Source organism: Halopelagius fulvigenes, from assembly GCF_055398025.1.
Genome location: NZ_AP043846.1, coordinates 694,757 through 719,317, shown reverse-complemented (window position 1 = coordinate 719,317; position 24,561 = coordinate 694,757). Strand labels below are relative to the sequence as shown.

The 24,561-nt window shown below is 66.3% G+C and carries 26 protein-coding genes; 14 read left to right on the top strand and 12 right to left on the bottom strand.

Going from position 1 to position 24,561, the window contains the following annotated elements:
• Nucleotides 1-11 precede the first annotated feature (11 nt).
• Nucleotides 12-1,895, bottom strand: a complete 1,884-nt coding sequence (locus ACZ522_RS08170; protein WP_379693043.1) for an ATP-binding protein — start codon at nucleotides 1,893-1,895, stop codon at nucleotides 12-14.
• Nucleotides 1,896-2,043: 148 nt separating this feature from the next.
• On the opposite strand from ACZ522_RS08170, the gene ACZ522_RS08165 reads away from it, so the two are divergent.
• Nucleotides 2,044-2,385 carry a DUF7113 family protein gene (locus ACZ522_RS08165; RefSeq protein ID WP_379693045.1) on the top strand — a complete coding sequence of 114 codons (342 nt, stop codon included), beginning with the start codon at nucleotides 2,044-2,046 and terminating at the stop codon, nucleotides 2,383-2,385.
• A 4-nt stretch (nucleotides 2,386-2,389) separates the two neighbouring features.
• On the opposite strand, the gene ACZ522_RS08160 is transcribed toward ACZ522_RS08165, so the two are convergent.
• A complete protein-coding gene (locus ACZ522_RS08160) occupies nucleotides 2,390-3,646 on the bottom strand; it encodes a DNA double-strand break repair nuclease NurA (RefSeq protein ID WP_379693047.1) in 1,257 nt (418 codons plus the stop codon).
• Nucleotides 3,647-3,777: 131 nt separating this feature from the next.
• Between ACZ522_RS08160 and ACZ522_RS08155 the strand changes: the two genes are divergently transcribed.
• Complete coding sequence (locus ACZ522_RS08155) at nucleotides 3,778-4,437, top strand: HAD family hydrolase (protein WP_379693049.1); 660 nt, start codon at nucleotides 3,778-3,780, stop codon at nucleotides 4,435-4,437.
• A 47-nt stretch (nucleotides 4,438-4,484) separates the two neighbouring features.
• On the opposite strand, the gene ACZ522_RS08150 is transcribed toward ACZ522_RS08155, so the two are convergent.
• The 4 genes from ACZ522_RS08150 to ACZ522_RS08135 all read right to left on the bottom strand — a co-directional run bounded on the left by ACZ522_RS08150 (nucleotide 4,485) and on the right by ACZ522_RS08135 (nucleotide 6,268).
• Nucleotides 4,485-4,868: a hypothetical protein gene (locus tag ACZ522_RS08150; RefSeq protein ID WP_379693051.1), complete on the bottom strand. Its 384-nt coding sequence runs from the start codon at nucleotides 4,866-4,868 to the stop codon at nucleotides 4,485-4,487.
• 96 nt (nucleotides 4,869-4,964) lie between these two features.
• Complete coding sequence (locus ACZ522_RS08145) at nucleotides 4,965-5,357, bottom strand: hypothetical protein (protein WP_379693053.1); 393 nt, start codon at nucleotides 5,355-5,357, stop codon at nucleotides 4,965-4,967.
• 53 nt (nucleotides 5,358-5,410) lie between these two features.
• Entirely contained in the window at nucleotides 5,411-5,857 is a 447-nt protein-coding gene (locus ACZ522_RS08140) for a DUF2240 family protein (protein ID WP_379693055.1), read from the bottom strand.
• A gap of 54 nt (nucleotides 5,858-5,911) precedes the next feature.
• Nucleotides 5,912-6,268 carry a HalOD1 output domain-containing protein gene (locus ACZ522_RS08135; RefSeq protein WP_379693057.1) on the bottom strand — a complete coding sequence of 119 codons (357 nt, stop codon included), beginning with the start codon at nucleotides 6,266-6,268 and terminating at the stop codon, nucleotides 5,912-5,914.
• Between the two features lie 132 nt (nucleotides 6,269-6,400).
• On the opposite strand from ACZ522_RS08135, the gene ACZ522_RS08130 reads away from it, so the two are divergent.
• A complete protein-coding gene (locus ACZ522_RS08130) occupies nucleotides 6,401-6,778 on the top strand; it encodes a 30S ribosomal protein S8e (RefSeq protein ID WP_379693059.1) in 378 nt (125 codons plus the stop codon).
• 99 nt (nucleotides 6,779-6,877) lie between these two features.
• On the opposite strand, the gene ACZ522_RS08125 is transcribed toward ACZ522_RS08130, so the two are convergent.
• Nucleotides 6,878-7,879, bottom strand: coding sequence for a PhoU domain-containing protein (locus ACZ522_RS08125; protein ID WP_379693061.1), 1,002 nt, complete (start codon nucleotides 7,877-7,879; stop codon nucleotides 6,878-6,880).
• A 484-nt stretch (nucleotides 7,880-8,363) separates the two neighbouring features.
• Here ACZ522_RS08125 and ACZ522_RS08120 point away from each other — a divergent pair, with 484 nt between their 5' ends.
• The 7 genes from ACZ522_RS08120 to ACZ522_RS08090 all read left to right on the top strand — a co-directional run bounded on the left by ACZ522_RS08120 (nucleotide 8,364) and on the right by ACZ522_RS08090 (nucleotide 15,060).
• Nucleotides 8,364-9,425 (top strand): PstS family phosphate ABC transporter substrate-binding protein, encoded by a 1,062-nt coding sequence (locus ACZ522_RS08120; RefSeq protein ID WP_379693063.1) that lies wholly within the window; start codon nucleotides 8,364-8,366, stop codon nucleotides 9,423-9,425.
• A 63-nt stretch (nucleotides 9,426-9,488) separates the two neighbouring features.
• Nucleotides 9,489-10,448: a phosphate ABC transporter permease subunit PstC gene (pstC, locus tag ACZ522_RS08115; protein ID WP_379693065.1), complete on the top strand. Its 960-nt coding sequence runs from the start codon at nucleotides 9,489-9,491 to the stop codon at nucleotides 10,446-10,448.
• 1 nt (nucleotide 10,449) lies between these two features.
• Nucleotides 10,450-12,108: a phosphate ABC transporter permease PstA gene (gene pstA, locus ACZ522_RS08110; protein ID WP_379693067.1), complete on the top strand. Its 1,659-nt coding sequence runs from the start codon at nucleotides 10,450-10,452 to the stop codon at nucleotides 12,106-12,108.
• Nucleotides 12,109-12,117: 9 nt separating this feature from the next.
• On the top strand, nucleotides 12,118-13,002 hold the full coding sequence (pstB, locus tag ACZ522_RS08105) for a phosphate ABC transporter ATP-binding protein PstB (RefSeq protein ID WP_379693069.1): 885 nt from the start codon (nucleotides 12,118-12,120) through the stop codon (nucleotides 13,000-13,002).
• 194 nt (nucleotides 13,003-13,196) lie between these two features.
• Complete coding sequence (gene phoU / locus ACZ522_RS08100; RefSeq protein WP_379693071.1) at nucleotides 13,197-13,874, top strand: phosphate signaling complex protein PhoU; 678 nt, start codon at nucleotides 13,197-13,199, stop codon at nucleotides 13,872-13,874.
• A gap of 224 nt (nucleotides 13,875-14,098) precedes the next feature.
• Nucleotides 14,099-14,443, top strand: coding sequence for a DUF6176 family protein (locus tag ACZ522_RS08095; protein WP_379693073.1), 345 nt, complete (start codon nucleotides 14,099-14,101; stop codon nucleotides 14,441-14,443).
• Nucleotides 14,444-14,622: 179 nt separating this feature from the next.
• Nucleotides 14,623-15,060, top strand: coding sequence for a GNAT family N-acetyltransferase (locus tag ACZ522_RS08090; protein ID WP_379693075.1), 438 nt, complete (start codon nucleotides 14,623-14,625; stop codon nucleotides 15,058-15,060).
• A 172-nt stretch (nucleotides 15,061-15,232) separates the two neighbouring features.
• Here ACZ522_RS08090 and ACZ522_RS08085 read toward each other — a convergent pair whose 3' ends face one another.
• Nucleotides 15,233-17,458: a CDC48 family AAA ATPase gene (locus ACZ522_RS08085; RefSeq protein ID WP_379693077.1), complete on the bottom strand. Its 2,226-nt coding sequence runs from the start codon at nucleotides 17,456-17,458 to the stop codon at nucleotides 15,233-15,235.
• 188 nt (nucleotides 17,459-17,646) lie between these two features.
• On the opposite strand from ACZ522_RS08085, the gene larC reads away from it, so the two are divergent.
• Nucleotides 17,647-19,056, top strand: coding sequence for a nickel pincer cofactor biosynthesis protein LarC (gene larC / locus ACZ522_RS08080; RefSeq protein WP_379693079.1), 1,410 nt, complete (start codon nucleotides 17,647-17,649; stop codon nucleotides 19,054-19,056).
• Nucleotides 19,057-19,083: 27 nt separating this feature from the next.
• Here larC and ACZ522_RS08075 read toward each other — a convergent pair whose 3' ends face one another.
• Entirely contained in the window at nucleotides 19,084-19,845 is a 762-nt protein-coding gene (locus tag ACZ522_RS08075) for a hypothetical protein (protein WP_379693081.1), read from the bottom strand.
• 133 nt (nucleotides 19,846-19,978) lie between these two features.
• Between ACZ522_RS08075 and radB the strand changes: the two genes are divergently transcribed.
• The gene (gene radB / locus ACZ522_RS08070) at nucleotides 19,979-20,674 is read left to right on the top strand and encodes a DNA repair and recombination protein RadB (RefSeq protein ID WP_379693083.1); all 696 of its coding nucleotides are present in this window, start codon (nucleotides 19,979-19,981) and stop codon (nucleotides 20,672-20,674) included.
• Between the two features lie 65 nt (nucleotides 20,675-20,739).
• Nucleotides 20,740-21,000: a hypothetical protein gene (locus tag ACZ522_RS08065; RefSeq protein WP_379693085.1), complete on the top strand. Its 261-nt coding sequence runs from the start codon at nucleotides 20,740-20,742 to the stop codon at nucleotides 20,998-21,000.
• 45 nt (nucleotides 21,001-21,045) lie between these two features.
• Here the strand turns inward: ACZ522_RS08065 and ACZ522_RS08060 are convergent, their stop codons facing one another.
• The 3 genes from ACZ522_RS08060 to ACZ522_RS08050 all read right to left on the bottom strand — a co-directional run bounded on the left by ACZ522_RS08060 (nucleotide 21,046) and on the right by ACZ522_RS08050 (nucleotide 23,872).
• Nucleotides 21,046-22,188, bottom strand: a complete 1,143-nt coding sequence (locus ACZ522_RS08060) for a CBS domain-containing protein (protein ID WP_379693087.1) — start codon at nucleotides 22,186-22,188, stop codon at nucleotides 21,046-21,048.
• Nucleotides 22,189-22,326: 138 nt separating this feature from the next.
• The gene (locus tag ACZ522_RS08055) at nucleotides 22,327-23,025 is read right to left on the bottom strand and encodes an HAD family hydrolase (protein WP_379693089.1); all 699 of its coding nucleotides are present in this window, start codon (nucleotides 23,023-23,025) and stop codon (nucleotides 22,327-22,329) included.
• Nucleotides 23,026-23,074: 49 nt separating this feature from the next.
• Complete coding sequence (locus ACZ522_RS08050) at nucleotides 23,075-23,872, bottom strand: TrmB family transcriptional regulator (protein WP_379693091.1); 798 nt, start codon at nucleotides 23,870-23,872, stop codon at nucleotides 23,075-23,077.
• 392 nt (nucleotides 23,873-24,264) lie between these two features.
• Between ACZ522_RS08050 and ACZ522_RS08045 the strand changes: the two genes are divergently transcribed.
• Nucleotides 24,265-24,540 (top strand): HalOD1 output domain-containing protein, encoded by a 276-nt coding sequence (locus ACZ522_RS08045; RefSeq protein ID WP_379693093.1) that lies wholly within the window; start codon nucleotides 24,265-24,267, stop codon nucleotides 24,538-24,540.
• Nucleotides 24,541-24,561: the final 21 nt, after the last annotated feature.

Below are 24,561 nucleotides of genomic sequence, written 5' to 3'. Positions count from 1 at the left end.
GGGGGCGGCCGTCACTCGCCGTGCCGCGTCACGCACGTCGAGAGGCCGAGCAGTTCGACCGGTTCGGAGTTGTCCGGCGAGTAGACGACCATCTGGCCCTTCTCCATGTACGGCACCTTCCCTTCGAGGTTCGGCGGGATGTTGACGCTCTTTATCGCGTCGTCGTCGCCGAGGTTCAACACGAGTTTCGTATTCACCTGCTTGAACACGGGTTCGGCGATGTCCTGGGGGTCTTGGGTGATGAGAAACAGGCCGAGTCGCTCCTTTCGGCCCTGTTTCGCCGCCTCCGTGAACTTCGAGACGACTTTGCGGGCTTGGACGGTGTCGGCGTCCGACAGGAAGTTGTGCGCCTCGTCCATCCCGAGGACGAGGGGCGTCTCCTTGATACGCCGGGAGTCGGGCGCGTTCGACAGTTTGTCGTCGATGAGCATGCTCGACACCGCGAGGACGAACATCTCCTTCGCGCGACTCGAAGAGAGGTGGTACGTCGGAATCACGGTCAACCCGCCCGGCCGGACGAGTTCGTGGTCCAACTCCGTGACGGGCCGGGCGGACTGGTCGAAGACGCCGTTCGGGACGCCGCGGACGCGGCGCTTGACCGCGTCGTACGTCGCCTCGTGGACGCGCCCCGCCTCGTGGAGTTCCTCCTTCAACGCCGGGTTATCGAGGAACGTCAGGAACTCGTCGTACGTGCCGTCGTCGCCGTGGTCGCGGAAGAACCGCCGCAGGAGTTCCCGCAACGCGGGGTACTGGTTCTCGTTGAGGCTACTGCCCGCGACCAACCACGGCCTCTCGCGCGCCATCGAGAACGGAATCGTGAACTCCAGTTGCTCCGCGCCGTGGTTCTCTCCGCCGTAGGGGACGCCGTCCTCCTTCGGTACGAGCGCCAGCGTGTCGTCGTGACCGCCGTGGGCGATGCCCTCGCGTTCGTACCGGCGGGCCGCGTCGTCGGACATTGACGGGTTGTCGTCGTGCATCTGGGCGTACTCGTCCTGCGGGTCGAACTGCACGACGGCCATCCGCGCGTTCCGCCCGTCGTCCATCCGGTACGTCCGGTCCGAATCAAGCAGTTGCCGCAGCAGGTTCTTCGAGGCGTGCGTCTTCCCCGACCCGGTGCCGCCCGCGACGAGGGTGTGCCGGAAGACGAGTGGGTCGCCGTCCGCGTAGTCGTCCTTCAGGCGGTAGTCGATGGTCGGCGGTTCCGCCGCGGTTCGAACCTTCTCGCCGCCGACGGAGAGGTGGCCGAGGAAGACGCCTTCCGAGGGGATGTTCAGCCCCGTCTTTATCTGCTCGGCGTCTTCGGCCTCCGCGACTATCGCGCGCGGTTTCGGCACGCGGTCCACCATCCGGCGCTTCATCTCCGCGCCGTCCCGAAAGAGGACGGCCACGGGGTCGAGCGTCGCCACGAACTTGTAGTCGCGTTCGTCGAAGTCGTCGCGCCGCATCGCGCGGCGGGCGTGTATCTCGGTGGCGTCGTCGGCTTGGAACTCTTGGGCGTACTCCAGCGAGCAGATGCGGCAGAACAGCAGTTCGTCGTCGGGGTACGGGACGAGGAGGTACTTCCCGAGGCGGACGTTCTCTCGGTTCCCCGTCGTGACGAACGCTCGAAGCGACGTGTCCTCGCCGTCCTCGGCCACGCGGAGTCCCTTCGAGACGGCTATCGCGCCGATGCCGCGGTCCGACCCCGTCGGTTCGACGTCCATCTCGTCGAACGAGAGGTCGTCCTCGCTCGACCCGTTCGGCGCGCCGGGTGCCCCCGCCGCGGACGCCCCCGCGCCCGAACCGGTCGGGGCCGGCGCGGCCGGTTCGTCCGACGCCGACTCGCCCGCGTCCGCCGAGTCGGACGACCCGTTCCCCCCGTTCATCTCCTCCTCGAAGTCGCCGAGGTCCACCATGACGTTCCACGACAGGGAGTCCCTCGACTAAAAACACCACCCATCGCCGTCCTCTCGCGCGCGGACCCCCGCGGGCCTCGTCGTCGCCTCCCGTGGGCCTCCTCCTCGCTCCACGCGCCTTTTCACCCTCGGGACCGTACCGTGGGCCATGCTCTTAGTTCGCGGTTACGGCGGCGGGACGACGCTGACGGGGACGATATACGAACGGGGCGAACGGGCCCCGTCGTTCAAGGGCGCGCCCGACGAGGACGCGCCGTACGTCTGGGTCTGCGACGAGTTCTACGAGGTAGAGAGCGGCGGCACGCAGACGGAAATCGGCGGCCGGACGCTGAACGTCGCGTTCGACGCGCCGATGCCGCGCGGGTTCGACACGCGGGAGCAGGCGCTGAACGCCGCGAGGGACCACGTGAAGACGCAGTTCGCCCGCGTCGGCGTCGCCGAGGACGACGTGAACATCGAAGTCGTCAAGACCGAACCGGACGCCGCCTGAGTCGCTACTCGTCTGGACCCCACCGAACGTCGTCGTACCGGCGCACCGCGTCGGACTCGAACTCGTCTTCTAACTTCCGCCGCAGGGCGGCCTTCTCGTGCGCGCTGATGCGCGCCAGTTCGTCGGCCTTCTCGACGGCCTCCGGCGGGCCGCGTTGGGCGGCCACGTCGCGCAGAATCTGCGTCGTGAGCGCTCGCCGCGTCTCCTCCTTCCGGGTGAATGCGTACGGCGCTTCCGCGCGGTAGAGCACGTCCGTCCGGGGGTCGTAGACGACGAAGAACGTCACCTCGTACAGGTCGGCGTCGAGTTCCCGGTCGATGCCGTATGCGTCGCCGTCCGAGGAGAGCGCTCTGTCGGACCCGCCGCGGGAGCGGAACCAGTTCGTGAACGTCAGGTCGCGCGTCCTGCGCCCCTCGTTCCCGTGTCCGGGGGCGTCGCGGCGTTCCAACAGGCGCGTGAAGAACGCCGTGTCGTCGGTCCACGGGGCCTCCATCTCTCGCTCGCGGACGGTCCGGACGACGTGCTTCGCGCTCGGGTTCTTCACGAACCCCACGAGGGGGACGTCCCGCCGGACGAACGACTCGACCAGTCGGACGTAGTTCTCGACGACGCTCCGCGGTTTCGCCTCCCGCGCCAACTCGCTGAGTTCCTCGTCCCTGTCGCGCCAGTTCAGCAGTTCCTTCGGGTAGAGTGGTCCGTCGAGGACGAGCAAGTCCTCCACCTCGTCGGCGTGTTCGAGGGCGTGCGTGCTCTCGGCGAGGTACAGCGAGAGGGCGTGGACGACGCCCTCGGCGTACCGACTCACGCGGGGGGACTGGACGACCCGCCAGCGACAGTACCCGTCGTCGAGTTTGCGCCACGGTTCGTCCAGTGCGACGCTCGCGTCGTTCGCGTGGGCGGTGGCGACGATGCTCCGGCACCGGTGCAGGTCGAGGTCCGAGGGCACGGCGGCCATCGCCGCCTGCGCCAAGTCGAGGACGAGTCCGTTCTTGAACGTCGTCGGGTTGATGGTGCCGGAGTCGAGGCCGTGTACCGTCTCGAACGGCGCGTCGGTCAGCGCGATATCGTCGATTTCGACCGCCTGCAGGCGCTTCTCTCCGAGCACGTCGAGGACGACGTCGCCGTCGGGGCCGTACAGCGGTTCGAGGAACTCCTCCCAGACGCGCCGGGCGAGGTCGGTGTGTTCGTGGTCGTCCACGCGCTTCGCGAGGTAGCTCGCGAGGTTCGCGATGCCGTCTACGTGGACGGGGTCGAGCGTCATTGTCCCTCGTGTTGCGACGGATCGCCAAAAATCCCGTCGCCACGGGACGTCGGCGATTCGGACGCCGACGGCGGCGGAACTGTCGGCGGGGAAGGATAAGGGTCATGCCCGTCCCGCCCCAACCTCGGAGCGTGACTATCCGGGCGGTCGGTTTCGACTTAGACTACACGCTCGCGGTACCGACGAGCGACCGGACGACCATTCTCAACGAGGCGACGGCGGCGACGGGCGCGCCGGAGCTGTCGCGGAGCGCGTACCTCGACGCGCACAGTCAAAACCTGACGAGCGAGACGCGGACGCCCATCTTCGAGCACCTGCTCGCGGAGCGGGGGTCGGACGCCGACCCGGAGGCGCTCGCCTCGGCGTACCGCGAACGCATCGCCGACGCCCTCGTCCCCATCGACGGCGCGCGCGACTTTCTGACGACGCTTCGGGAGACGTACGCCGTCGGGCTCCTGACGAACGGCCCGCGCGTCGCCCAGCGGGACAAACTCGAGACGCTGGGGTGGACCGACGCGTTCGACGCGGCGCTCGTCACCGGCGAACTCCCCGCCGGGAAGCCCGACTCGGCGGCGTTCGAGGCGCTCCTCGAAGCGCTCGGCACCGCGCCCGAGGAGACGGTGTACGTCGGCGACGACGTGGACGCCGACATCGGGGGCGCGGCCGCCGCCGGACTCGTCCCAGTACAGGTCATCTTCGAGGGCGGCCCGGAGCCCGACCCGAAGGCGGCGGCGCACGTCCCGCGCGAGGAGCTCACGACGCGGCTGCCGACGCTGTTAGCGGAACTGTAGCCCGGCCGACCCGGCGTCAGAAAAAGGCGAGACGCGAGCCGCGAACGCTACGCACGGAACGTCCTCACGATTCCGCGGCGGGCCACGCCGATGAGGAACAGCGCGAACACCGCCACGAGGAGCCACCGGCCCGTCTCGGTGCTGAGGGCCTCTGCGAACATCCCCAGCAGGTTGAGGCCGACGGCCTGCCCGATGGCGAACAGGAACAGCACGAAGCCGGCGATGCCGAGTCCCCAGCGCAACGCGGCGCTGGCGAACAGCGTGCCGAGTCCCGAGCGGGCTTCCGCCCGGCGTCCGGCGGGCCGTTGGTCCGTGGCCGGTTGATTCTCGGCGCGAACCTCGCCGGCGGGTTCCTGCGGGTTCCGTCGCTCCGTCACCGTTGCGTCGCTCTGTGCGCGCCGTGGGTCCGCATCTTCGCCTTTTCGGGGCATAGTAACACCCCGGTCAAGCAAAGCACGGGACGCAATTTGGTTACTCGGTACTTAGATGCCGTTTCGTGCCGTTTCACTCCCTTTCGGCCGTCACGTTCATTCTTCTGCGACGGCCCGAAGCGCCGGCAGCAACCACTTCACCTGCGCGCCGTCCTCGACGAACACGAGCGTCCGGGGCGGACGGACGGCCTTCGGACGGACGCGCAGACCCTCGGCGTCGGCCGCCTCGGCGGCGACGTCCACCGCGGCGACGAACTCCGCCCGCGCGCGGTCCGGGTGGACGTACACCTCGGCCACGGCGTCGCCGTCCTCCCCCTTCTCGCCGTCGGCCCCGGTCCGGACGATTCGGTACGCGAGTGCGCCGTCCTCGGTCGGTTCGACGTCCGGGTCGGCGTCGGAGACCCCGAGGGGAAGGTCCTCGTGGCCCTCGACTTCCGAGGCGACGAACTGCGCGATTCGCTTGCCGTCCGTCAGTCTGTCCTCGACCATGCCCGCCGTTCGTCGCCCCGCGGTTTAGGGCGCGCGGTTCGCGCCCTTCGCTCTCACCCGCCGAGTTCGTCCGCCGCCTTCCTCGCGGCGTCGCTCACGTCGACGCCTCGGCGCTTCGCGTACACCGCAGCGGCGGCTTCGACGCTCACGGCGAGTTCTCGCTGGAGTTCGTTCACGCCGGCGACCGCCTCCTGCTTGTCGTGGCCGGCGGCGACGAGGGCGTCGAGCATCTGCTCGAACGCCGACTGCTCGCGGAGAATGGACTGGTCGGGTTCGTACTCCTCGGGTACCGACACCGCCGCGGGGTCGAACGAGGCGACGACGTCGCCGTCCTCCCGCGCGACGAGTCCGCGCCCGGCGGCGACGTCGATGAGTCGCTTCGCTTGGTCGGGGGAGAACCAGTCTCGGTCCAAGGAGAGTGCGACGACGAACTCGCCTTCGCCCAACCGGTCGGTCCCCCGTTGCTTGAACGGCACCGCGACGGCCACCTCGAGGCTCATGGCTCCCCGTGGGGCGGCGACGGACAAGGAATTCCCGGTTCGGTCGGAGGCGAGTCAGTCGTCGGCGGTCCCCTCGCCGCGTTCGAGTTCCGCGTCCGTCCCCACGCCTCCGACGGCCTCCGCGGAGTCGATGGTGACGCGACCGGCGGAGGTGACGGTGACCTCGCAGCCGGCGATTTCGAAGATGAGACGACCGGGGCCGCGCTCCCTCCCGCCGCGTTCCTCAAACACCCGTTCGAGCGAGTCCGGGTCTACGGCATCGTTCAGTTCGACGGGGAGGTCGTTGGGGTGGCACCCAAGCGCTTCTGAGAGCGCGTACACGACCGTCGTGGCGAGGTGTTCGTCTGAATCGCGCGTCACCTCGACCGGACGGACGGGACTGTCCGGGTCCGAGCCGACGTCGGAATGCATGCACGAACCGACGCGTTCGGCTCTTTTAAAATTATCCGGACGGTATCGAACGTGAGAACCGGGCGTCCCCGCGGGGAGTCCCTCCTGCGCTGAGTCGAGCGATTCAAGTACTTACCGGGATTCTCACCGCGTATGAAGGACCAAGGACGCTCGAAGCGAAAGCGTACCGGAGGCCGACTTCGGCGCTCGAGTAACAAGAAGCGCTACCAACTCGGCCGCGAACCGACGGAGACGACCGTCGGCGAACCGCGGTTCCGCACCGTCGACTCCCGCGGGAACCAGAAGAAGGTTCGCGCCCTCTCGACGAACGTCGCGCAGGTCGCCGACGGCGACACGGTCACGGAGGCCGAAATCGAGAACGTCGTGGACAACCCCGCAAACATCAACTACATCCGACGGAACATCATCACGAAGGGTGCCATCCTCGAAACCAGCGAGGGTCGCGCCCGCGTGACCTCCCGCCCCGGTCAGGACGGGCAGGTCAACGCCGTCCTCATCGACGAGGAGTAACGCCTTCGAGCGACCGCCGTTTTCTTCGGAATCTCGCCGCGTAGCGTCGCCGCCGTCGGTTCGGGAGTCGAAAAAGGGTCGGCGTCCGAGGACCGTCGCTCAGGGGGTCGGAGCCGCCTTCTGAAGCGCCGTCTCGGCGATGTTGCCGCCGTAGTCGGCGCTCCGGGAGACGGAGTCAACGATGAGACCGAGCAGTTGCGCGCGCGCGGGGTCAAGTTCGCGCAGGAGTTCGTCGATGGCGCGGGCGCGTTCGTCGATAGCCTGCACCGATTCGCGCGCCTCGTTGGCGAGGCGCGTCGCCTCGGAGCTCTCCTCGGTGAACAGCGCGTCCATCCCGTCGTCTACGACCTTCGTGGCCTCCGTGTACAGCTCGCGGAGGGCGTCGGCCACGTCGTCGGGGACGGGTTCCTGAATCTCCAGCGTGAGGTGGGCGATCTTCGTCGCGTGGTCCGCGACGCGTTCGAGCTGTCGGGCCGCCGACTGGTAGTCGAAACACACCTCCCGCGGCAGTCCCAGTTCCTCGGCGGCCTTCGGCGTCCGGAGCGTCGCCCGGAAGATGCGCGAGACGACCATCCAGAGGCGGTCCACGTCGTCGTCGCGTTGGATGACGTCCAGTGCCATGTCCTGGTCGAGCTCCGTGAGCGCCTCGATGGCGTCTTCGAGCATCGAGAGGGCGATGAGGCGCATCCGCGTCACCGCGTTGTGGATGGACAGCTCGGAGGAGTCCAACAGGTCCCGGATGACCACTCTGTCGCGCGTCTCTTCGAGCACCTCCAAGCCGACGAGACTCTGCGTCGCCTCGCGGATGGTCCGGCGTTGGTCGGTCGTGATGCGACCGCTCTCTAACCCGATGATGTCGAACCCGCTGACGTACATCGTCATCACCGCGCGCATGAGCTCGTCGCTCTCTAAGTTCGTGATGTCGAGCGTCCCCTCCGTCCGTTCCTCCTCCGTCCGCGGGGTGAGAAACAGGGAATCGCCCTCGGGGTAGAACTCCACCTCGCTCCCCGCGGAGATTCCGTTGGCAGTCGCCCAGTCCTTCGGGATGGACACCGTGAACGTCGACCCGCCGGTCACCTGCACCTTCCGGGTTTCGACCATACGAGGGTGTGCGATTGTATAGGACATAAATCTGCCTTTTCCTATATACTATTGCCATCCCCTCCGGTGCCGCCGGTCGCCGAGACGGGCTTTCCCGCTTCACGAGGGCATGGAGGCTCTACGATGGCGTGTTCGAATGAGTACCTCGGCCGAACGAGCGCTAATTTCGCCGCCGAACGGGGTTCTCTGCCGATTCACCATACCACTATATACAACCGGCTCTCCTAATCTAACCGTCCGGTGGCGGGCCGAGTGGCTTCGCCCGGACCGGTACGAGATGGAGAACTATGCTTTATCTATCATACTACTGCATTCAGAGACGGCGTTCATAGACGTTCTCGGGGCGGTTTGACGGTTTCGGGCGTGCAAAAGACGGCAGCGACCTGTCGTTTTCCGGAGGTAGAACGTACAACTATGAATGAATATTTTGTCTATATAGCCATATTAGCAGGGGTTTTAGTCTCTCTTCGGATATCTAGGGGTGATGACGCGCCAAAGTAAGCGGACGGGATCGAACCTCTCACGCCGTAAGTTCATCGTCGGCGCCGGTGCGGCCGGCGTCGCCGGGCTGGCCGGTTGTACTCGGAGCGGCGAATCGGGGAACCCGACCGAGTCGGGCGGCGGTTCGACGGACTCCGGCGGTGAGAGTACGGAGGGAACCCAGAGCGAGACGCTCTCGGGCGACATCAACATCGCGGGCTCCTCCACCGTGTTTCCGCTCGCTACTGCGATGGCCGAGCGATTCCAGAAGAAGCACTCGAAGGTCAGCGTCAACGTCCAGTCCACGGGGTCCGGCGGCGGCTTCGCCAACTACTTCTGCACCGGACAGACGGACTTCAACAACGCGTCGCGCCCCATCAAGAAAGAGGAGAAACAGCAGTGTTCCTCCAACAACGTTGAGCCCGTCGAACTGAAGGTCGCGACGGACGCGCTCACGGTCATCGTCAACAACAAGAACGACTGGATCGGCGAGGGCCTCACCGTCGAGCAGCTCCGGCAGATATGGTCCGCCAAGAGTAAGCCGAAGACGTGGGCGGACGTCAACCCCGAGTGGCCCGACGAACCCCTCGAACTGTTCGGTCCCACCGACGCGTCGGGGACGTACGACTACTTCATCGAGGCCGTCCTCGGCGAGGAAGGCCCGGGTCACCGTCAGGACTACTCCGCGACCGAACAGGACCGCACCATCGTGCAGGGCGTCCAAGGGTCGAAGTACGCGATGGGGTACCTCGGCTTCGCCTACTACAGCGAGAACAAAGACGCCGTGCAGGCCGTCCCCATCAAGGACGGCGACGGCGGCTACGTCAAGCCCTCGCTCGACAACGCGCTCCAGGGCAAGTACACGCCGCTCTCCCGTCCGCTGTTCACCTACGCCGCGAAGTCGTCGCTCTCGAAGAACCACGTCGCCGAGTTCGCCAAGTTCTGGCTCCAGAACGCCACCAGCAAGAAGATCGTCGCCGAGGAAGTCGGCTACGTTCCGCTCAGCGACGAGGAGCAGAGCAAGATGATGAAGAGACTCGAATCCGCCATCCAAGAGGCGAACTGAGGCTTCACTGGGCGGAATCTCCTAACGAAGCGTTTTTTCATAACCCCCGAGTCATACCACACAATGAGCACAGACGACTTAGAATCTGACCTCACGCGGCAGACGGAGAACTCGCCGCGTGAGTTGCTGACGCGGTCGTTCTTCTTCCTGTGCGCGGTACTCTCCGTCGTTACGACCATCAGCATCGTCGCCCTGCTCGTCACCGAAGCGGCGAAGTTCTTCAGCATCACCGCGCCGCTCATGGGCGTCGAAGGCCAAACCGCGTCCCTCGTTGAGTTCCTCACGGGGACGACGTGGCAGATAAACAGCCGGGAGTTCGGCGTGCTGGCGCTCGTCTCCGCGACGCTCATGATAACCATCGGATCGGCGGTCATCGCGCTTCCGCTGGGCGTGGCGACCGCCATCTACCTCAGCGAGTACGCGAGCGCGCAGGCCCGGTCGGTGCTGAAGCCGGCGCTCGAAATCCTTGCGGGCGTCCCGACGGTCGTCTACGGGTTCTTCGCGCTCATCTACATCACGCCCGCCTTGGAGGTCATCTTCCCGAGCATCGGGACGTTCAACCTGCTCTCGGCGAGCATCGTCGTCGGCATCATGATCATCCCGATGGTCGCCTCCATCAGCGAGGACGCGATGTCCGCCGTCCCGGACGAACTCCGGCAGGCGGGGTACGGGATGGGCGCGACGAAGTTCGACGTCTCGACGGGAATCGTCGTCCCCGCCGCCCTCTCGGGCATCTTCTCCTCGTTCATCCTCGCGCTGTCGCGGGCCATCGGCGAGACGATGGCCGTCACCGTCGCCGCGGGCTCGCAGGCGCGGTTCCTCAACCCGTTCGACCCCACCTCCTACCTCGAAGGGGCGCTTCCGATGACGGCCGCGATGGTCCAACTGCTCACCGGCGACATCACCGGCGGCGGCCTCGCGTACCGCAGCCTGTTCGCCATCGGCCTCGTCCTCTTCGTCATCACGCTCGTCATGAACCTCATAAGCGACATCGTCGCGCAACGCTACCGGGAGGAGTACTGAGATGGCAACGGAACGCGAATCCGGACAGGTACAGAGCTTCGGACAGGTCAGCCGGACGGTCGGCACCGTCTTCCGGTACCTGCTCATGGCCGCGACGATGTTCGGCATCGTCACGCTCGGCGTCCTCCTCGTCTACGTCGCCAACGACGCGATACAACCGCTCACCGCCGACCCCGGCTGGTACCTCGTCTTCTTCCTGACGCTCGTCCTCCCGGCGACGCTCGTCGGCGGCTACCTCGCACTGCGGCGGGTGTCCGCGCTCAAACTCGGCACGATGGTCGTCGGGATGCTCGTCGTCACCCTCATGTTCAGCGGCGGCGTCGCAATCGTCTTCGTCGACATCATCCCACCGCTCGTCGGGTTCTCCTACGCGGTTGCGCTCGCACTCCCGGTGGCCGCCGTCGTCGTCCTGACGAAGTACGACCGACACATCGGCTTCACGGCTCGGCTCGTTTCGACCGCCGCCCTCTTCTACCTCTCGCTGTTCGGCCTCCCGGGCCCCGTCGGTGAAGCGCTGGGGATCCCGCCGCTCCTTCACGGCGTCGCCGGAGTCGTGCGGTCCGCGCCGTTCGTGCCGCTCGATTGGATAATGGTCACGCTCGTCGTCGGGTCGGTGGTGGCCGTCGCGGTCGGACGGTACGCCGCCGGCATCTTCGAGTCCACCCGCGCGGGCGTGTACGCGGGCGTCGCCGCCATCGCCGCGACGGCCGCGGGCGCACTCGCCGGTCCGTTCGTCGGCATCGACCCCGTTTCGACGGCCATCGTCACCGGCGTGGCGTTGGTCCCCACCGCGACGTACGCCGGCGGGGCGGCCGTCGTGCGCGAGGAGGACCGACTCGGACTACTCTTCGCCGCCGTCGTCATCGGCGGTTCGCTCCTCGGCGCCGCCGCCGTGGACGTCCTCGGCTTCGCGGGGCCGCAGTCGTGGGTCGATTGGCAGTTCCTCACCAGCGCCCACAGCGGGACCGCCGAGAACGCCGGTCTGTACCCGGCCATCGGCGGGTCGATACTGCTGATGTGTACGGTCGCCGCACTGTCGTTCCCGCTGGGCGTCGGCGCGGCGGTGTACCTCGAAGAGTACGCCCCGAACAACGCGTTGACGCGCTTCATCGACGTGAACATCTCGAACCTCGCGGGCGTCCCGTCCGTCGTCTACGGGCTGCTCGGACTCGGCGTGTTCGTCACGTACCTCAACCGGCCGACCGGGACGGTGCTCATCGGCGGCGCGACGCTGGCGCTCCTCATCCTGCCCATCGTCATCATCTCCGCGCGGGAGGCCATCCGGTCGGTCCCCTCGGACATGCGGCAGGCGTCATACGGGATGGGCGCGACGCGGTGGCAGACGATCAAGAACGTCGTGCTGCCCGAGGCGTTCCCCGGCATCCTCACCGGGACGATTCTGGCGCTCGGACGCGCCATCGGGGAGACGGCGCCGCTGATCATGATCGGCGCGCCGAACGTGCTGTTCAACCTGCCGACGGACCTCACCTCGAAGGTGAGCGCGATGCCGCTTCAGGTGTACGCGTGGTCGAGTCTGTTCGCCAGCGAGGACTTCTACACCAAGGCGGTGCCCGCGGGCGTGGTGGTGTTGCTCGCGGTGTTGCTGGCGATGAACTCCATCGCGATCGTCCTCCGGAACAAGTATGAGAGCGAAAGCTAACTTCCAACTATGAGCCAAGAAGACACAGAGACGGATTTCGGTTCGCGGGAGCGGGGTGAAGACGACCCGACGAACGACGACATGCTCGTCGAGACGGACATCAGCGAGAGCGTCTCGCCCTCGGAGTCGCAGACGCACCGCCGGAACACCATCGTGCGCGCGGAGAACGTCAACGTCTGGTACGGCGACGACCAGGCGTTGAACGACATCACGATGGAGATTCCCGAGAACAGCGTCACCGCGATGGTCGGCCCCTCCGGGTGCGGGAAATCGACGTTCCTGCGCTGTATCAACCGGATGAACGACCTCATCGACAGCGCTCGCGTCGAGGGAAGACTGACCCTCCGCGGGAAGAACGTCTACGACTCCGACGTGGACCCCGTCGCCCTCCGCCGCCGCGTCGGGATGGTGTTCCAGGAGCCGAACCCCTTCCCGAAGAGCATCTACGACAACGTCGTCTACGGCCTCGAGATTCAGGGGAAGGGCGGCGACTACGACGAAATCGTCGAGCAGTCGCTGAAGCGCGCGGCCCTCTGGGACGAGGTGAAGGACCGACTGGACGAGTCGGGCCTCGAACTCTCCGGGGGCCAACAACAGCGTCTCTGCATCGCGCGGGCCATCGCGCCGGACCCGGAAGTCCTCCTGATGGACGAACCCGCGTCGGCGCTCGACCCCGTCGCCACCTCCCAAATCGAGGACCTCATCGAGGAGCTCGCCGAGGACTACACGGTGGTCATCGTCACCCACAACATGCAGCAGGCCGCCCGCATCTCCGACCAGACGGCCGTCTTCCTGACGGGCGGCGAACTCGTCGAGTTCGACGACACCCAGAAGATATTCGAGAACCCCGACAGTCAACGCGTCGAAGACTACATCACCGGGAAGTTCGGATAACCCCCGTCCGTCGTCGGCGGCGGCACCCGCCGCCGTCCGTCTTCTTGGCTTTCCCCGATTCCGCCGCTGGATCGCGTGGCTCCCTATTTCGACGAGTGAGTACCGATTCGGCGGTGTCGAAGCGACGTAAGTATATAGTTCTAAATACGCCTATATGCGACACCCTTATTCCGTTTCCTTACCTCCTCACGGACATGCCGCGACAAGAGTATCAAGCGTCCCTCCAATCTCTCCGCGACGACGTTCTCTACTTGAGCGAGATCGTCGCGGAACGTCTCCGGACGGGACTCACCGCACTCGAACAGAAGGACACGGAGTTGGCCCAGGAGGTCATCGAAGGCGACGACGAGGTGAACCGGCGGTACTTGGACCTCGAACAGGACTGCATCGACCTCATCGCACTCCAGCAACCGGTCGCCTCGGACCTGCGATTCATCGCCGCGTCGTTCAAGATCATCACCGACCTCGAACGCATCGGCGACCTCGCCGTCAACCTCGCGGACTACACGCTCTCGGCGGAGCGAGACCTGTTCCCCGAGGTCAACGTCCAGCAGTTGGGCGAAGTGACGTTGGAGATGCTCAACGCCGCGATGCAGGCGTACGAGAAGGAGGACACCGAACTCTGCTACAAGGTCGCCGAACGCGACGACGAGTTGGACTCGATGTGCGAGGTGGCGAGCGAAATCGTCGTCCGCGACCTCATCGAGTCGGACCCCTTCTCCGACGAGGAGTTAAACTCCGAGGACTACATGGAGGACGTCTCCCGACTCCTCCTGACGATTCGTGACCTCGAACGCGTCGGCGACCACGGGGTCAACATCGCCGCCCGGTCGCTGTACATGATCGAAGACGACGACGAACTGCTGTACTAGGATCCCACCTTTTTGCAGATTCGGGTCGCGCTCCGCGCGACCACTCACCGCAAAAAGCTGGACCAAAAGGCCACGAGACTCGGCCGACGGCCGAGTCTCGCGGTACAACTCGGTGTCAGATATCTAACACGTAGAACACTCCCGAGAGGGACGACTGGCAACTCGTACGCTGGTGGCCGAGAGGTGACGTTTATGCTGACGCGTGACGACCGTGTACCGATAGTATGTCCGACGTCGTTCTCACGAAGAACAGAATCGAGCCGGGGAAGACGGACCGACTTCGGGAGTGGATGGCGGAAATCACGACTCGGCGCGAGGAAGCCATCGAAACGCTCCGGTACGAGGGCATGATCTCGGAAGCGGCCTTTCTGGAACGGACGGACAGTGACGACTACCTCGTGTACTACATGGAAGCGGAGGACATAGACGGGGTGTACGAAGCGTTCCGATCGTCCCCGTACGAAATCGACCGCGAACACGGAGAGATTCTGGACGAGGTGTTAGCCGACGATCAGCCGAAGCGAGATATCGAACTCCTCTATCATCTCGTGAACCCGGAGAGCCGATAAGCGAGAGCGGGAACGCCCGCTAGTCGAACACGCGGTCGAACGCGGACGTGCGTCGCAGGGGGGCGGGGATCGTCGAACGCTTTCGCCGTCTCGGTCGTCGCAGAAAGTGAGCGCTGGACGGTAACGCACCGCGTACGACCGGTACCGATTTGTTCACGAAGTGGGAGATGCGGGGGAGGATGACCGACATACGGACGCTCTCGCCCGACGACGCGGACGAACTCGCCGCCCTCTACGAGGAGTACGAGTGGTGGGCCGACCGGGACGCCGACGGCGTTCGGACGGCGTTGGCCGAGACGGACGTCGCAGTCGGCGTCGAAATCGACGGCGCTCTCGTCGGCGCGGCGCGGGTTCTGACCGACTACACGTACTACGCGAACGTCTTCGACGTCATCGTCGCCGCCGACCACCGCGGCGACGGCGTCGGTGAAACTCTCGTGGAGGCCGTCGCGGACCGTCCGGAACTCCGAGACGTACCCGGTCTCTCGCTTCTCTGTCGTCGCGGATTGGTCCCGTTCTACGAGTCGGTCGGCTTCGAACTGTTCGACCCCGAAATCGAGATCCCCGAGGGTGGCACCGAGGAGTTGGTCCGGATGACGTACGAACAGAGCGATTGAGCCGCGAACCGCCGGTATCCTCACAGAGCGCTAAAAAGGAACACCGCTACGAGGGAACCGTACCGCACCGAAGCGAACGAAGTGAGCGAGGTGCGGCCCTTTTTGGTCCAGATTTTTGGAGGGGGTTCGAGCGCGCCTCCGGCGCGCGAGGACCCCCTCGAAAAAGGTGGGCTTATTGGAACCCGATGCGGCCGTCGCGCCGGCCTTCGAGTTGCTCTTGACCGCCGCCCTTGAACTGATCCTGCATCTGCTCGTAGTAGTCCATCAGGTCGTCGGTGATGGTCGGGCGGACCGACTCCATCGCCTTCCGGAAGTGCCGCATCTCGATTTCGACGGCGTCGTCGTCCTCGCGGAGGGCTTCGATGGCCGCCTCGCGCGCGATGGATTCGAGGTCGGACCCGACGTAGCCGTCGGTTATCTCGGCTATCTCGCGGAGGCTCACGTCGGGCGCGAGCGGACTGTCGCGGGTGTGAATCTTGAGAATCTGCTCGCGACCCTCCTCGGAGGGTTCGCCGATGAGCACCAACCGGTCGAAGCGACCCGAGCGGATGAGCGCGGGGTCTATCATGTCCGGCCGGTTCGTCGCTCCGATGACCATCACGTCGCCGTTCTCCTCCAGACCGTCGAGTTCGGTCAGCAGTTGGTTGACGACGCGTTCGGAGACGTTGTTGCCCATGTCGTTGCCCCGACTGGGCGCGAGGCTGTCGAGCTCGTCGAAGAAGATTATCGTCGGCGACACCTGCCGGGCCTTCCGGAACGTCTGCCGGATGGCCTTCTCGGATTCGCCGACCCACTTCGACAGCAGTTGCGGGCCGCGCACCGAGATGAAGTTCGCGTTCGTCTCGTTGGCGACGGCCTTCGCGATGAGCGTCTTCCCCGTCCCCGGCGGGCCGTACAGGAGGACGCCCTTCGGCGGGTCGATGCCCATCCGCTCGAACTTACCCCTCGACGTGAGCGGCCACTCGACGCTCTCTTTGACCTTCTCTTTGGGCTCTTCGAGTCCGCCCACGTCGTCCCACGTTATCTTCGGGAGTTCGACGAGGACTTCGCGCATCGCCGAGGGTTCCACCTCGTTGAGTGCGCCCTCGAAGTCCTGCCGCTTCACGATCATCCGGTCGATGAGGCTCGGCGGGATGTCCTCCTCGTCTAAGTCTATCTCGGGGAGGTAGCGCCGGAGCGCCTTCATCGCGGCCTCCTTCGTCAGGGCCTCGATGTCCGCGCCGACGAAGCCGTGCGTCTCGTCGGCGAGGTGGTCCAAGGAGACGTCGTCCGAGAGCGGCATCCCGCGGGTGTGAATCTGCAGGACCTCCTTCCGTCCCGTCTCGTCGGGGACGCCGATCTCGATCTCGCGGTCGAACCGACCGGGGCGGCGAAGCGCCGGGTCGACGGAATCGACGCGGTTGGTCGCCGCGATGACGATGACCTGTCCGCGCGTCTCCAACCCGTCCATCATCGTCAGGAGTTGGGCGACGACGCGGCGTTCGACCTCGCCGGTCACGTCCTCGCGCTTGGGCGCGATGGAGTCCAGTTCGTCGATGAAGATGATAGACGGCGACTCCTCTTTGGCGTCCTCGAATATCTCGCGGAGCTGCTGTTCGGACTCCCCGTAGTACTTCGAGATTATCTCGGGGCCGGCGATGGAGAAGAAACTCGCCGACGTCTCGTTGGCGACGGCCTTCGCGAGCAGCGTCTTCCCGGTGCCCGGCGGGCCGTGGAGAAGCACCCCCTGCGGCGGTTCGATGCCGAGTTTCTTGAAGATCTGCGGGTGCTTCATCGGGAGTTCGACCATCTCCCGGACGCGCTGAATCTCGTTCTGCAGGCCGCCGATGTCCTCGTACGTGATTCCGCCGCCGGTCTTCTCGAACCCGGAGATGGGCTCCTCGCGGAGTTCCACCTCGGTGTCCTCGGTGACCAGACAGACGCCCTCCGGATCGGTCTCGACGGCGATGAGCGGAATCGCCTGCCCGGGCGACCGCATGAAGGGGTGGTTCGTCGAGGACATCACCGGGACGATGTCGCGTTCGACGACCGGCCGCTTCAGAATCTGCCGTTTGACCATGCCGGCGGCGTCGGAGCCGAACTGGACGCTCGCCTCCTCGGGCGGGGCCAAGACGAGCTTCTCCGCCTTCTTCGCTTCTGCTTTTCGGATGGTCACCCGTTCGCCGATGCCGACGTCGGCGTTCTGTCGGGTGAATCCGTCGATGCGAACCGTATCGGTGTTCCAGTCTTGCCGGTCTGCACGCCACACCTTCGCTGCGGTCGTCTCGCCGCCCTCTATCTCGATGATGTCGCCCGGTGAGAGCTTGAGATGGAGCAGCGTGTCCGGGTCAAGACGGGCGATACCGCGACCCGAGTCGTTCGGGTACGCCTTCGCCACTTCGAGTTGGACTTCGTTCATGATTGCCTCGCGGGGATGCCTCAGATTCGGTCACGGCGAGGGTTAAGTGCTTCCCTGACCCCGCCGACAGAGAGTCGAACCCCAGTCTGTGACACTATGTGGCACAGTACGCTTCGAGGATACTAATCCCTACCGACAGCGACACCGAATGCCGCATGGTTTTCACCGCCCGACGCTTTCGCTCGGGCATGCGAACACTCGCGTTCGACGGACGGATGGGCGCAAGCGGCGACATGATTCTCGGGTCGTTGCTCGCCGCCGGCGCGGACCGGTCCGTCCTCTCCCCCGTCGAGGAGGCACTCGACGTCCGGTACGACGTCGGCACCGTCGAGAAGAACGGCATCGCCGCCACGAACGTGCGCGTCCTCGTGGACGGGGACGCCGAGGAGGACGGCGGAAGGACGGAGGACGCCGGAGAGGCGGAGAACGGCGACGCCGACGCCCACGCCGGCGACCACTCCCACGAGGACCACGCTCACGACGAGGAACACCATCACCACGCACACGACGACGACCACTCGCACGGTCACGACCACGGCCACTCGCACGCTCATCACCACGGCGACGACTCGCACGACCACGGCGACGAGACGCCGGCGGAGGGACACGGCCCGCACCGGTCGTACGCCGAAGTCGTCGAACTCGTCGAGTCGATGGACCTGCCGACGGGCGTCGAGTCGGACGCGAAGGCGGTGTTCCGCATTTTGGGCGAGGCGGAGGCGGCCGTCCACGGCACGGATCTCGAAGAGACGCACTTCCACGAAGTCGGCGCGGACGACGCCATCGCGGACGTGGTGGGGGCGTGCCTCCTTCTGTCGGATCTCGGCGTCGAACGCGTCGTGACGACGCCCGTCGCGGCGGGCGGCGGCGAGACGACGATGAGTCACGGAACCTACCCCGTGCCCGCGCCCGCGGTGGTCGAAATCGCGGAACGCGCCGACTGGGCGATGAAAGGCGGCCCCGTCGAAGCGGAACTGCTCACGCCGACGGGCGCGGCGATTCTCGCGCACGTCGCGGAGGGCGTCGACACGCTCCCGCCTCTGACGGTCGATTCCTCGGGCTACGGCGCGGGCGGGTGGGAGTTCCCCGACCACCCGAACGTCCTGCGGACCCTCGTCGGCGACGGGTCCGGCCGCCTCGCGCGCGACGAGATAACCGTCTTGGAGACGAACCTCGACGACGCGACGCCGGAACTCATCGGGAGCCTGCAGGAGTCGCTGACGGAGGCCGGCGCGCGCGACGTGGCGGTCCTCCCGGCGACGATGAAGAAGTCCCGGCCCGGCCACCTCGTGAAAGTCGTCGTGCGCCCGGAGGACGCCGACCGCGTCGCGCACCGACTCGCCGTCGAAACCGGCACCTTGGGCGTCCGCGAACACGGGGCCGGACACCGCTGGATAGCCGCCCGAGAGTTCGAGACGGCGACGCTCGAAATCGGCGACGAGGCGTACGAGGTGGCGGTGAAGGTAGCGTCCGACGCGGCGGGCGAGGCGTACGATTACAGCCCCGAGTACGACGACGCCCTCGCCGTCGCCCGCGAGACCGGCCTCCCCGTCCGGGAGGTCATGCGCCGGGCGGAGTCGGCCGTCCGCGAGAAGTAGCGCTCCGTCTCCGACGACGGGCCGTTTTCACTTCCCCGTCGAGTCGTCGCGGGCGTTGCCCCGGATTCGGTGCTCGTCTAAGGCCTCCGCGACGGTGAGTTCGCCGGCGGCAACCCGTCGGGCGAGTTCCTCGTCGATGGTTCGGTTGTCCTCGGACTCGTGTCGGGAGCGGTCTTTGATTCGCTGGAGTTCGCCCGAGGTGGGTTCGATGTCGCGCGACTCCACGACCGACCCCTCCCGCCGGGCGATGTTGACCGCCGCGAGGACGTCGCCCATCCCGCGCGCGCCGGTGCCGAGGTACGGCGTCGTCCCCGTCTCGTCCACGAGTTCGACGGTCACGTCTTCGAGTTCGTTGACGATGGTCGCGCCTTGGATGCGCGCGCCGTCGCCGACTCTGACGACCGGGTCGGGGACGTCTTCGACTTCGCGGCGAATCGTCTCTACCGCGTCCGCGAGGGGGACGTGGAACGCCGAGACGACCGTCTCGCCCGCGAGGACGGCGACGCCCGGCCGGGTTCCGGGGTCCACGCCGACTATCGTCCGCCCGCCGCCGCCCCGGAGCACCGCGATGGCCTCCTCGACCGCCTTCCGGGACTCGGCCGCCGTGGCGACGACCGTCTCCGCGCCCTCCGGCACCGACACCTCGTCGGTCGGCGAGACGATGAACACCTCCGCGCCGTCGGGGAACTCCTCGTCCGGTTCGACGGTGGTGAACGACACGCCGCGGTCGCGGAGTTCCCCGACCACGTCGTGGTAGAGTTCGAAGTCTGCGGTAGCGACGACTATCACGCCGTCGGATTCGACGCCGGAGGGGTAAAACGTGTCGCGCCTCGACGCCCGACGGCGGACGCCCCCGCCGCCGGCTATCGGCGGTGAGACCCGGACCGGGGGCTTTTTCGGCGGACGACTCGGACGTTCCTCCGTGTCCGAAGCAGTAACCACCGGGTGCCGCGCGCTCGACGACCTTCTCGGGGGCGGATTCGAACGCGGCACCGTCACGCAGGTGTACGGGGCCCCCGCCGCGGGGAAGACGAACGTCGCCCTCTCGGCGGCGGTCCGCGCGGCGGCGGCGGGGGGTACCGTCGTCTACATCGACACCGAGGGGCTGTCGGTGGACCGGTTCAGCCAACTCGCGGAGCACGTCGCCGGCGACGACCAGTCCGTAGAGGACGTCACCTCCCGCCTCATCATTTCGGAGGCCCACGACTTCGAAGAGCAGGAGGAGGCCGTCCGCGATGCCGAGGAGTTCGCCGAGCAGGCGGACCTAGTGGTTCTCGACAGCGCCACCGGGTTCTACCGCCTCGAACGCACCGCGGAGGGCGACGGCGGCGAGTCGCTCCGCCGGGTGGCCCGGCAGGTGACGCACCTCCTGTCCCTCGCGCGGAAACACGACCTCGCGGTGGTCATCACGAATCAGGTGTTCACCGACCCCGACACCGACCGGGCGAAAGCGCTCGGCGGCCACACCCTCGAACACTGGACGGGGGCAGTCGTCCGCCTCGACCGCTTCCGCGGGGGGAACCGCCGCGCCACCTTGGAGAAACACCGCGCGAAACCCGCCGGCGAGACGGTCACGTTCAAAATCACCGACGCCGGGCTGGAGACGGCGGACGTCTGAGGGACCGTCGGCGTCGGCGGCGAGAACCGGCGATCTCCTCGGAGCGCGTCTCTCCTATGACTTCGATGACTGTTCGAGAAGTGCAGTGTGAGCGACCGGTCTGTCCGACGTGCGGCGCGCCCGCGGCGGCGAGCGTCTCGGACGGACCGCGGATGGGCGACGATTTCGCCGTCTACGAGTGCGTCTCCTGCGGACGCCTCGTCGAGATAGACGCCTCGTTCGACGTCTCGCGGGCGGACTGGACCGTCGGATCACCGACGGTGCGCGCACCCCCGTCGGTCGAGCGAACCGCTCCGTCGTCGGTGAAGTCGTCTATTTTTCCGTGAAACCGGAAAGAAGGTTCGGACGCGAACCGCCGTCGGCGGTGCCGGCTACAGTTCGCCGAGTTTTCGGACGAGTTGGCCGCGGTACCTCTCGTCGGCGTTGACGCCCTTCACTTCGAGGACGTTCCGTTCGAGCTTGTCGAGTGCGACGTGGAACGCGTGCTCGGACCCGTAGCCTTCGCCACTCCCCGCGACCTGTCCGTGACTCGTGCGGAGGCGAATCTGACACTGGATGAGGGGCGTGCCGCGGAGCTTCTCCTTGTGTTCGTGGAAGCGGACGTGGGCGTGGTGGACCTGCATCTGCTGGTACTTGTCTACCACCTGCGTGATGTCCTCGACGATGTTCTCCCGCGAGAGCGTCTCCAAGAGGTCGATGTTCGTTATCTGGACGTCCATCTGTCGCTCCTCGGTGAACGTGAGCGCCCGGAGCACGTCCGTCTTCGTGACGATGCCCGAGACGGCGGCGTCGCTATCGGTGGGCGTCACGACGAGGCCCGAGACGTCGTTCTCGAACATCCGTTCGACCACCTCGCGGACCAGTTCGCCCGGTTGCGCGGTGATGACGGGTGCGCTCATCAGGTCGTACACCGGCAGGTCGAGCATCCGGTCGATGTCGCCGCGCCGGTCGCCGCGCCCCTGGCGGTCGGCGTCGCGAACCACGAAGTCGATGATGTCGTGGGTCGTCAGGATACCTTCGAGGGTGTCGTCCTCGTCGACGACCGGAAGCCGGGAGACGCCGTGTTCGCGCAGGCGGTTGATGGCCTGCCCGACGTGGGACTTCTCGCCGACGGTCACCACGTCTTCGGTGTAGATGTCGTCGACGCTGATGGCGTCGAGGTTCTCGATGACGGCTTCGAGGATGGCGTCGCCGGTGACGATGCCGTAGAGCTTCTCGCCCTCGTAGACCGGCGCTATCTTCGTGTCGCCCTCGACGAGCATCCGCGCCGCTTCGCGGACGTCCTCGTGGCGGTCGATGCGGGGGGCGGACTTCATCACGACCGACGCCTTCGTGTCGTCCTCCATCCGGGAGCGGACGAGTTGCTTCTCGCCGATGACCCCCGCGTACACTCCGTCCTCCGTGACGACGATGCCCCGCGGCTTCTCGCGCTCGAAGATAGAGCGAATCTTGCCGAGCCGCTTTCCGGCGTCGACTTCCACGAAGTCGGGAGTGGCGATGTCAGTAATATCCATATACGAGTCCTCCGCTCGGAGATACACCGGCCGCGGTATTGAAACTTTGTCTCATTCCAAACACCCTAGATAATGAGTATGGCTTATATTCTCATGGTGAGCCGAGAACCGCCCGCCGAGAATGGGAGAGAACGGGAGCTAGCGGGCCCGACGAGACGATGCGTCCAGAACGTCGCGCAGGTCGCGGAGGCTTTCGAGGACGTAGTCGGGGGAGCGGTCGCCGGGGTCGGCGTTGGCGTCGGCGTCGGCGGGGCACCACGCCGCGCGGAGACCGGCGTCCTGCGCGCCGGCGACGTCGTGTTCGAGCGAGTTACCGACGTGGAGGGTCGCCTCCGCTTCGACGCCGAGGTGCGCCAACGCCCGGTCGAAGGGGTCGGAGTGGGGCTTTCTGCGCGGCACGTCGTCGGAGAACACGCGCACGTCGAACGCCTCCTGTAGGTCGAGCGCGGCGAGTTTCGTCGATTGACGGCGCTCCGGTCCGTTCGTCACGAGCGCGACCGGTCCGCGTTCGCTCGCGCACTCGAGGGCCGCCGCCGCGCCCGGGCGAAGCGAGACGGCGGTGTAGTCTACCGCGTCGAGAAATCCTCGCGCCAGCGCCCCCGTATCGACCGACTCCTCCCCGTACTGCGCCGCGACGCGGTCGAATCCGTCGCGCAGGTACGCCTCCTGTCCGTCCGCGGGCGGCGGACCCGAGAGGGCCTCCCAGAGGTCGCTCGGAGCGCCGAACGGTTCGACGCCCGCCGCCTCGAACGCGCCGCGGTAGAGTTCCTCCTCGGTCTGGTCGCGTCGACAGAGGGTGTCGTCGAGGTCGAACAGTACCGCCTCGAACTCGTGCACGGCGGTACTACGGCACAGATCCACAAAATCCCTCCGTCGGTTTCGTCCGTTAGGACGCGCTCTCGACGTCGAATCCGACGGTTTCGAGTCGGGCGACGAGGAGCGGTCGCAACCACGCGGTGAGTCCGTGACCCGCGCTCCGCCCCCACATCCCGGACTCGTCGCTCGCTTGCGGCACGAGTCCCTCGCTGACTTCGCTCAACAGCACCGTCGTCCGGTCGACCAACAGCAACCGCCCCGGCTCTTGGCCGCCGGGATCCCCCGTCGTGAACGGCGACGGCGAGACCCGAACGTCCGCCTCGGGGACCGTCGCCCGGAGCTGTTCCGACACCGACTCGTCGGGCACCTCCACGAACACCGAGACGCCGCGCCGACACGCCGCGTCGAGCGCGTCCAGCAGTTCGTCTTCGAGGAGGCTCTCCTCGGTGACGAGGAGGTACACCTCCTCGGAGGCGTCCTCGACGTGCATCTGCGCGCGGAGGACGACGTCCTCCTCGGTCGCTATCTTCCAGACGCCCTCGTCGTCAGTCTCTCGGGATTGGAGCTCCTCCAGCTGCTCGCTGGCCTTCTCCAAGTACTCGTTGTACTCCCGCCGGAGTCGCTTCAGTGCGACCGGCGGCGGCATCGCCCTGAACGTTCTCGGCTCGGACTCCTGCACGTCGATGAGTCCCTGTTGGTAGAGTCGTTCGGTCACGTCGTACACCCGAGACTGAGGGACGCCCGACACCTGACTCACCTCCTTTGCGGTCCCCCGGGAGAGCTGAGTCAGCGCCACGTAACACCGCGCCTCGTACTCGGTGAGGCCCAGTTCGGTCAGCGACTCCGTGATCTCAGCGGTCGATACCATCGTGCTCGTTACTCACTCCGAGGACCATCGCCACGAAACGTTCATTGTGAAATACTCTCAACTTTATCTCTCTTCTCGTCCGTTCGGCCTGATTCTCGCACCTCGGGAGAGATGCTCGACCGGTTCGACCGGCCCCGCGGCGTTCCGCGGCGGCCGTTCCGCACAAGGAGGCGATTTACCGCCCGTTTGCGGCCGTGCAGCGACCGTCTTCGACGGTTCGACACCTCCCATACCACCGGTACATGTACCTACTCACGCTTACTGTTTACCAAATTGTTATAACGAAACCTGAATGTATACTACGATTGAACTCTACCGCCGTCGGAGGTGACACACCGCCGAAAGAGTAGTAAGGGAGGTGGCCAATCTCACGGATTGAGGACATACTTTGAATGAACTCCCCAAACGAGAACTCTAGTTACCGTCCCTCCGTCGCGGTCGTCGAACGCGTCGCCGACCACCTCGACGCCGACCCGTTGGCGCTGGAACCACTGTCCAAAGCCATCGACCCCGACGTGTTAGACGCGTTCGCAGACACCGGGTCGGTCGCCCCGGACGCGGAACTTCGATTCTCCTATCTCGGGTGCGAAATCGTCGTCTTCGGCGACGGACGGGTTCGCCTCTCGCACGCGGACCCTGCGGGCGATCCGCCCGAAACGTGCGAGTAGCGGTCGGGACGAGTATCTCCG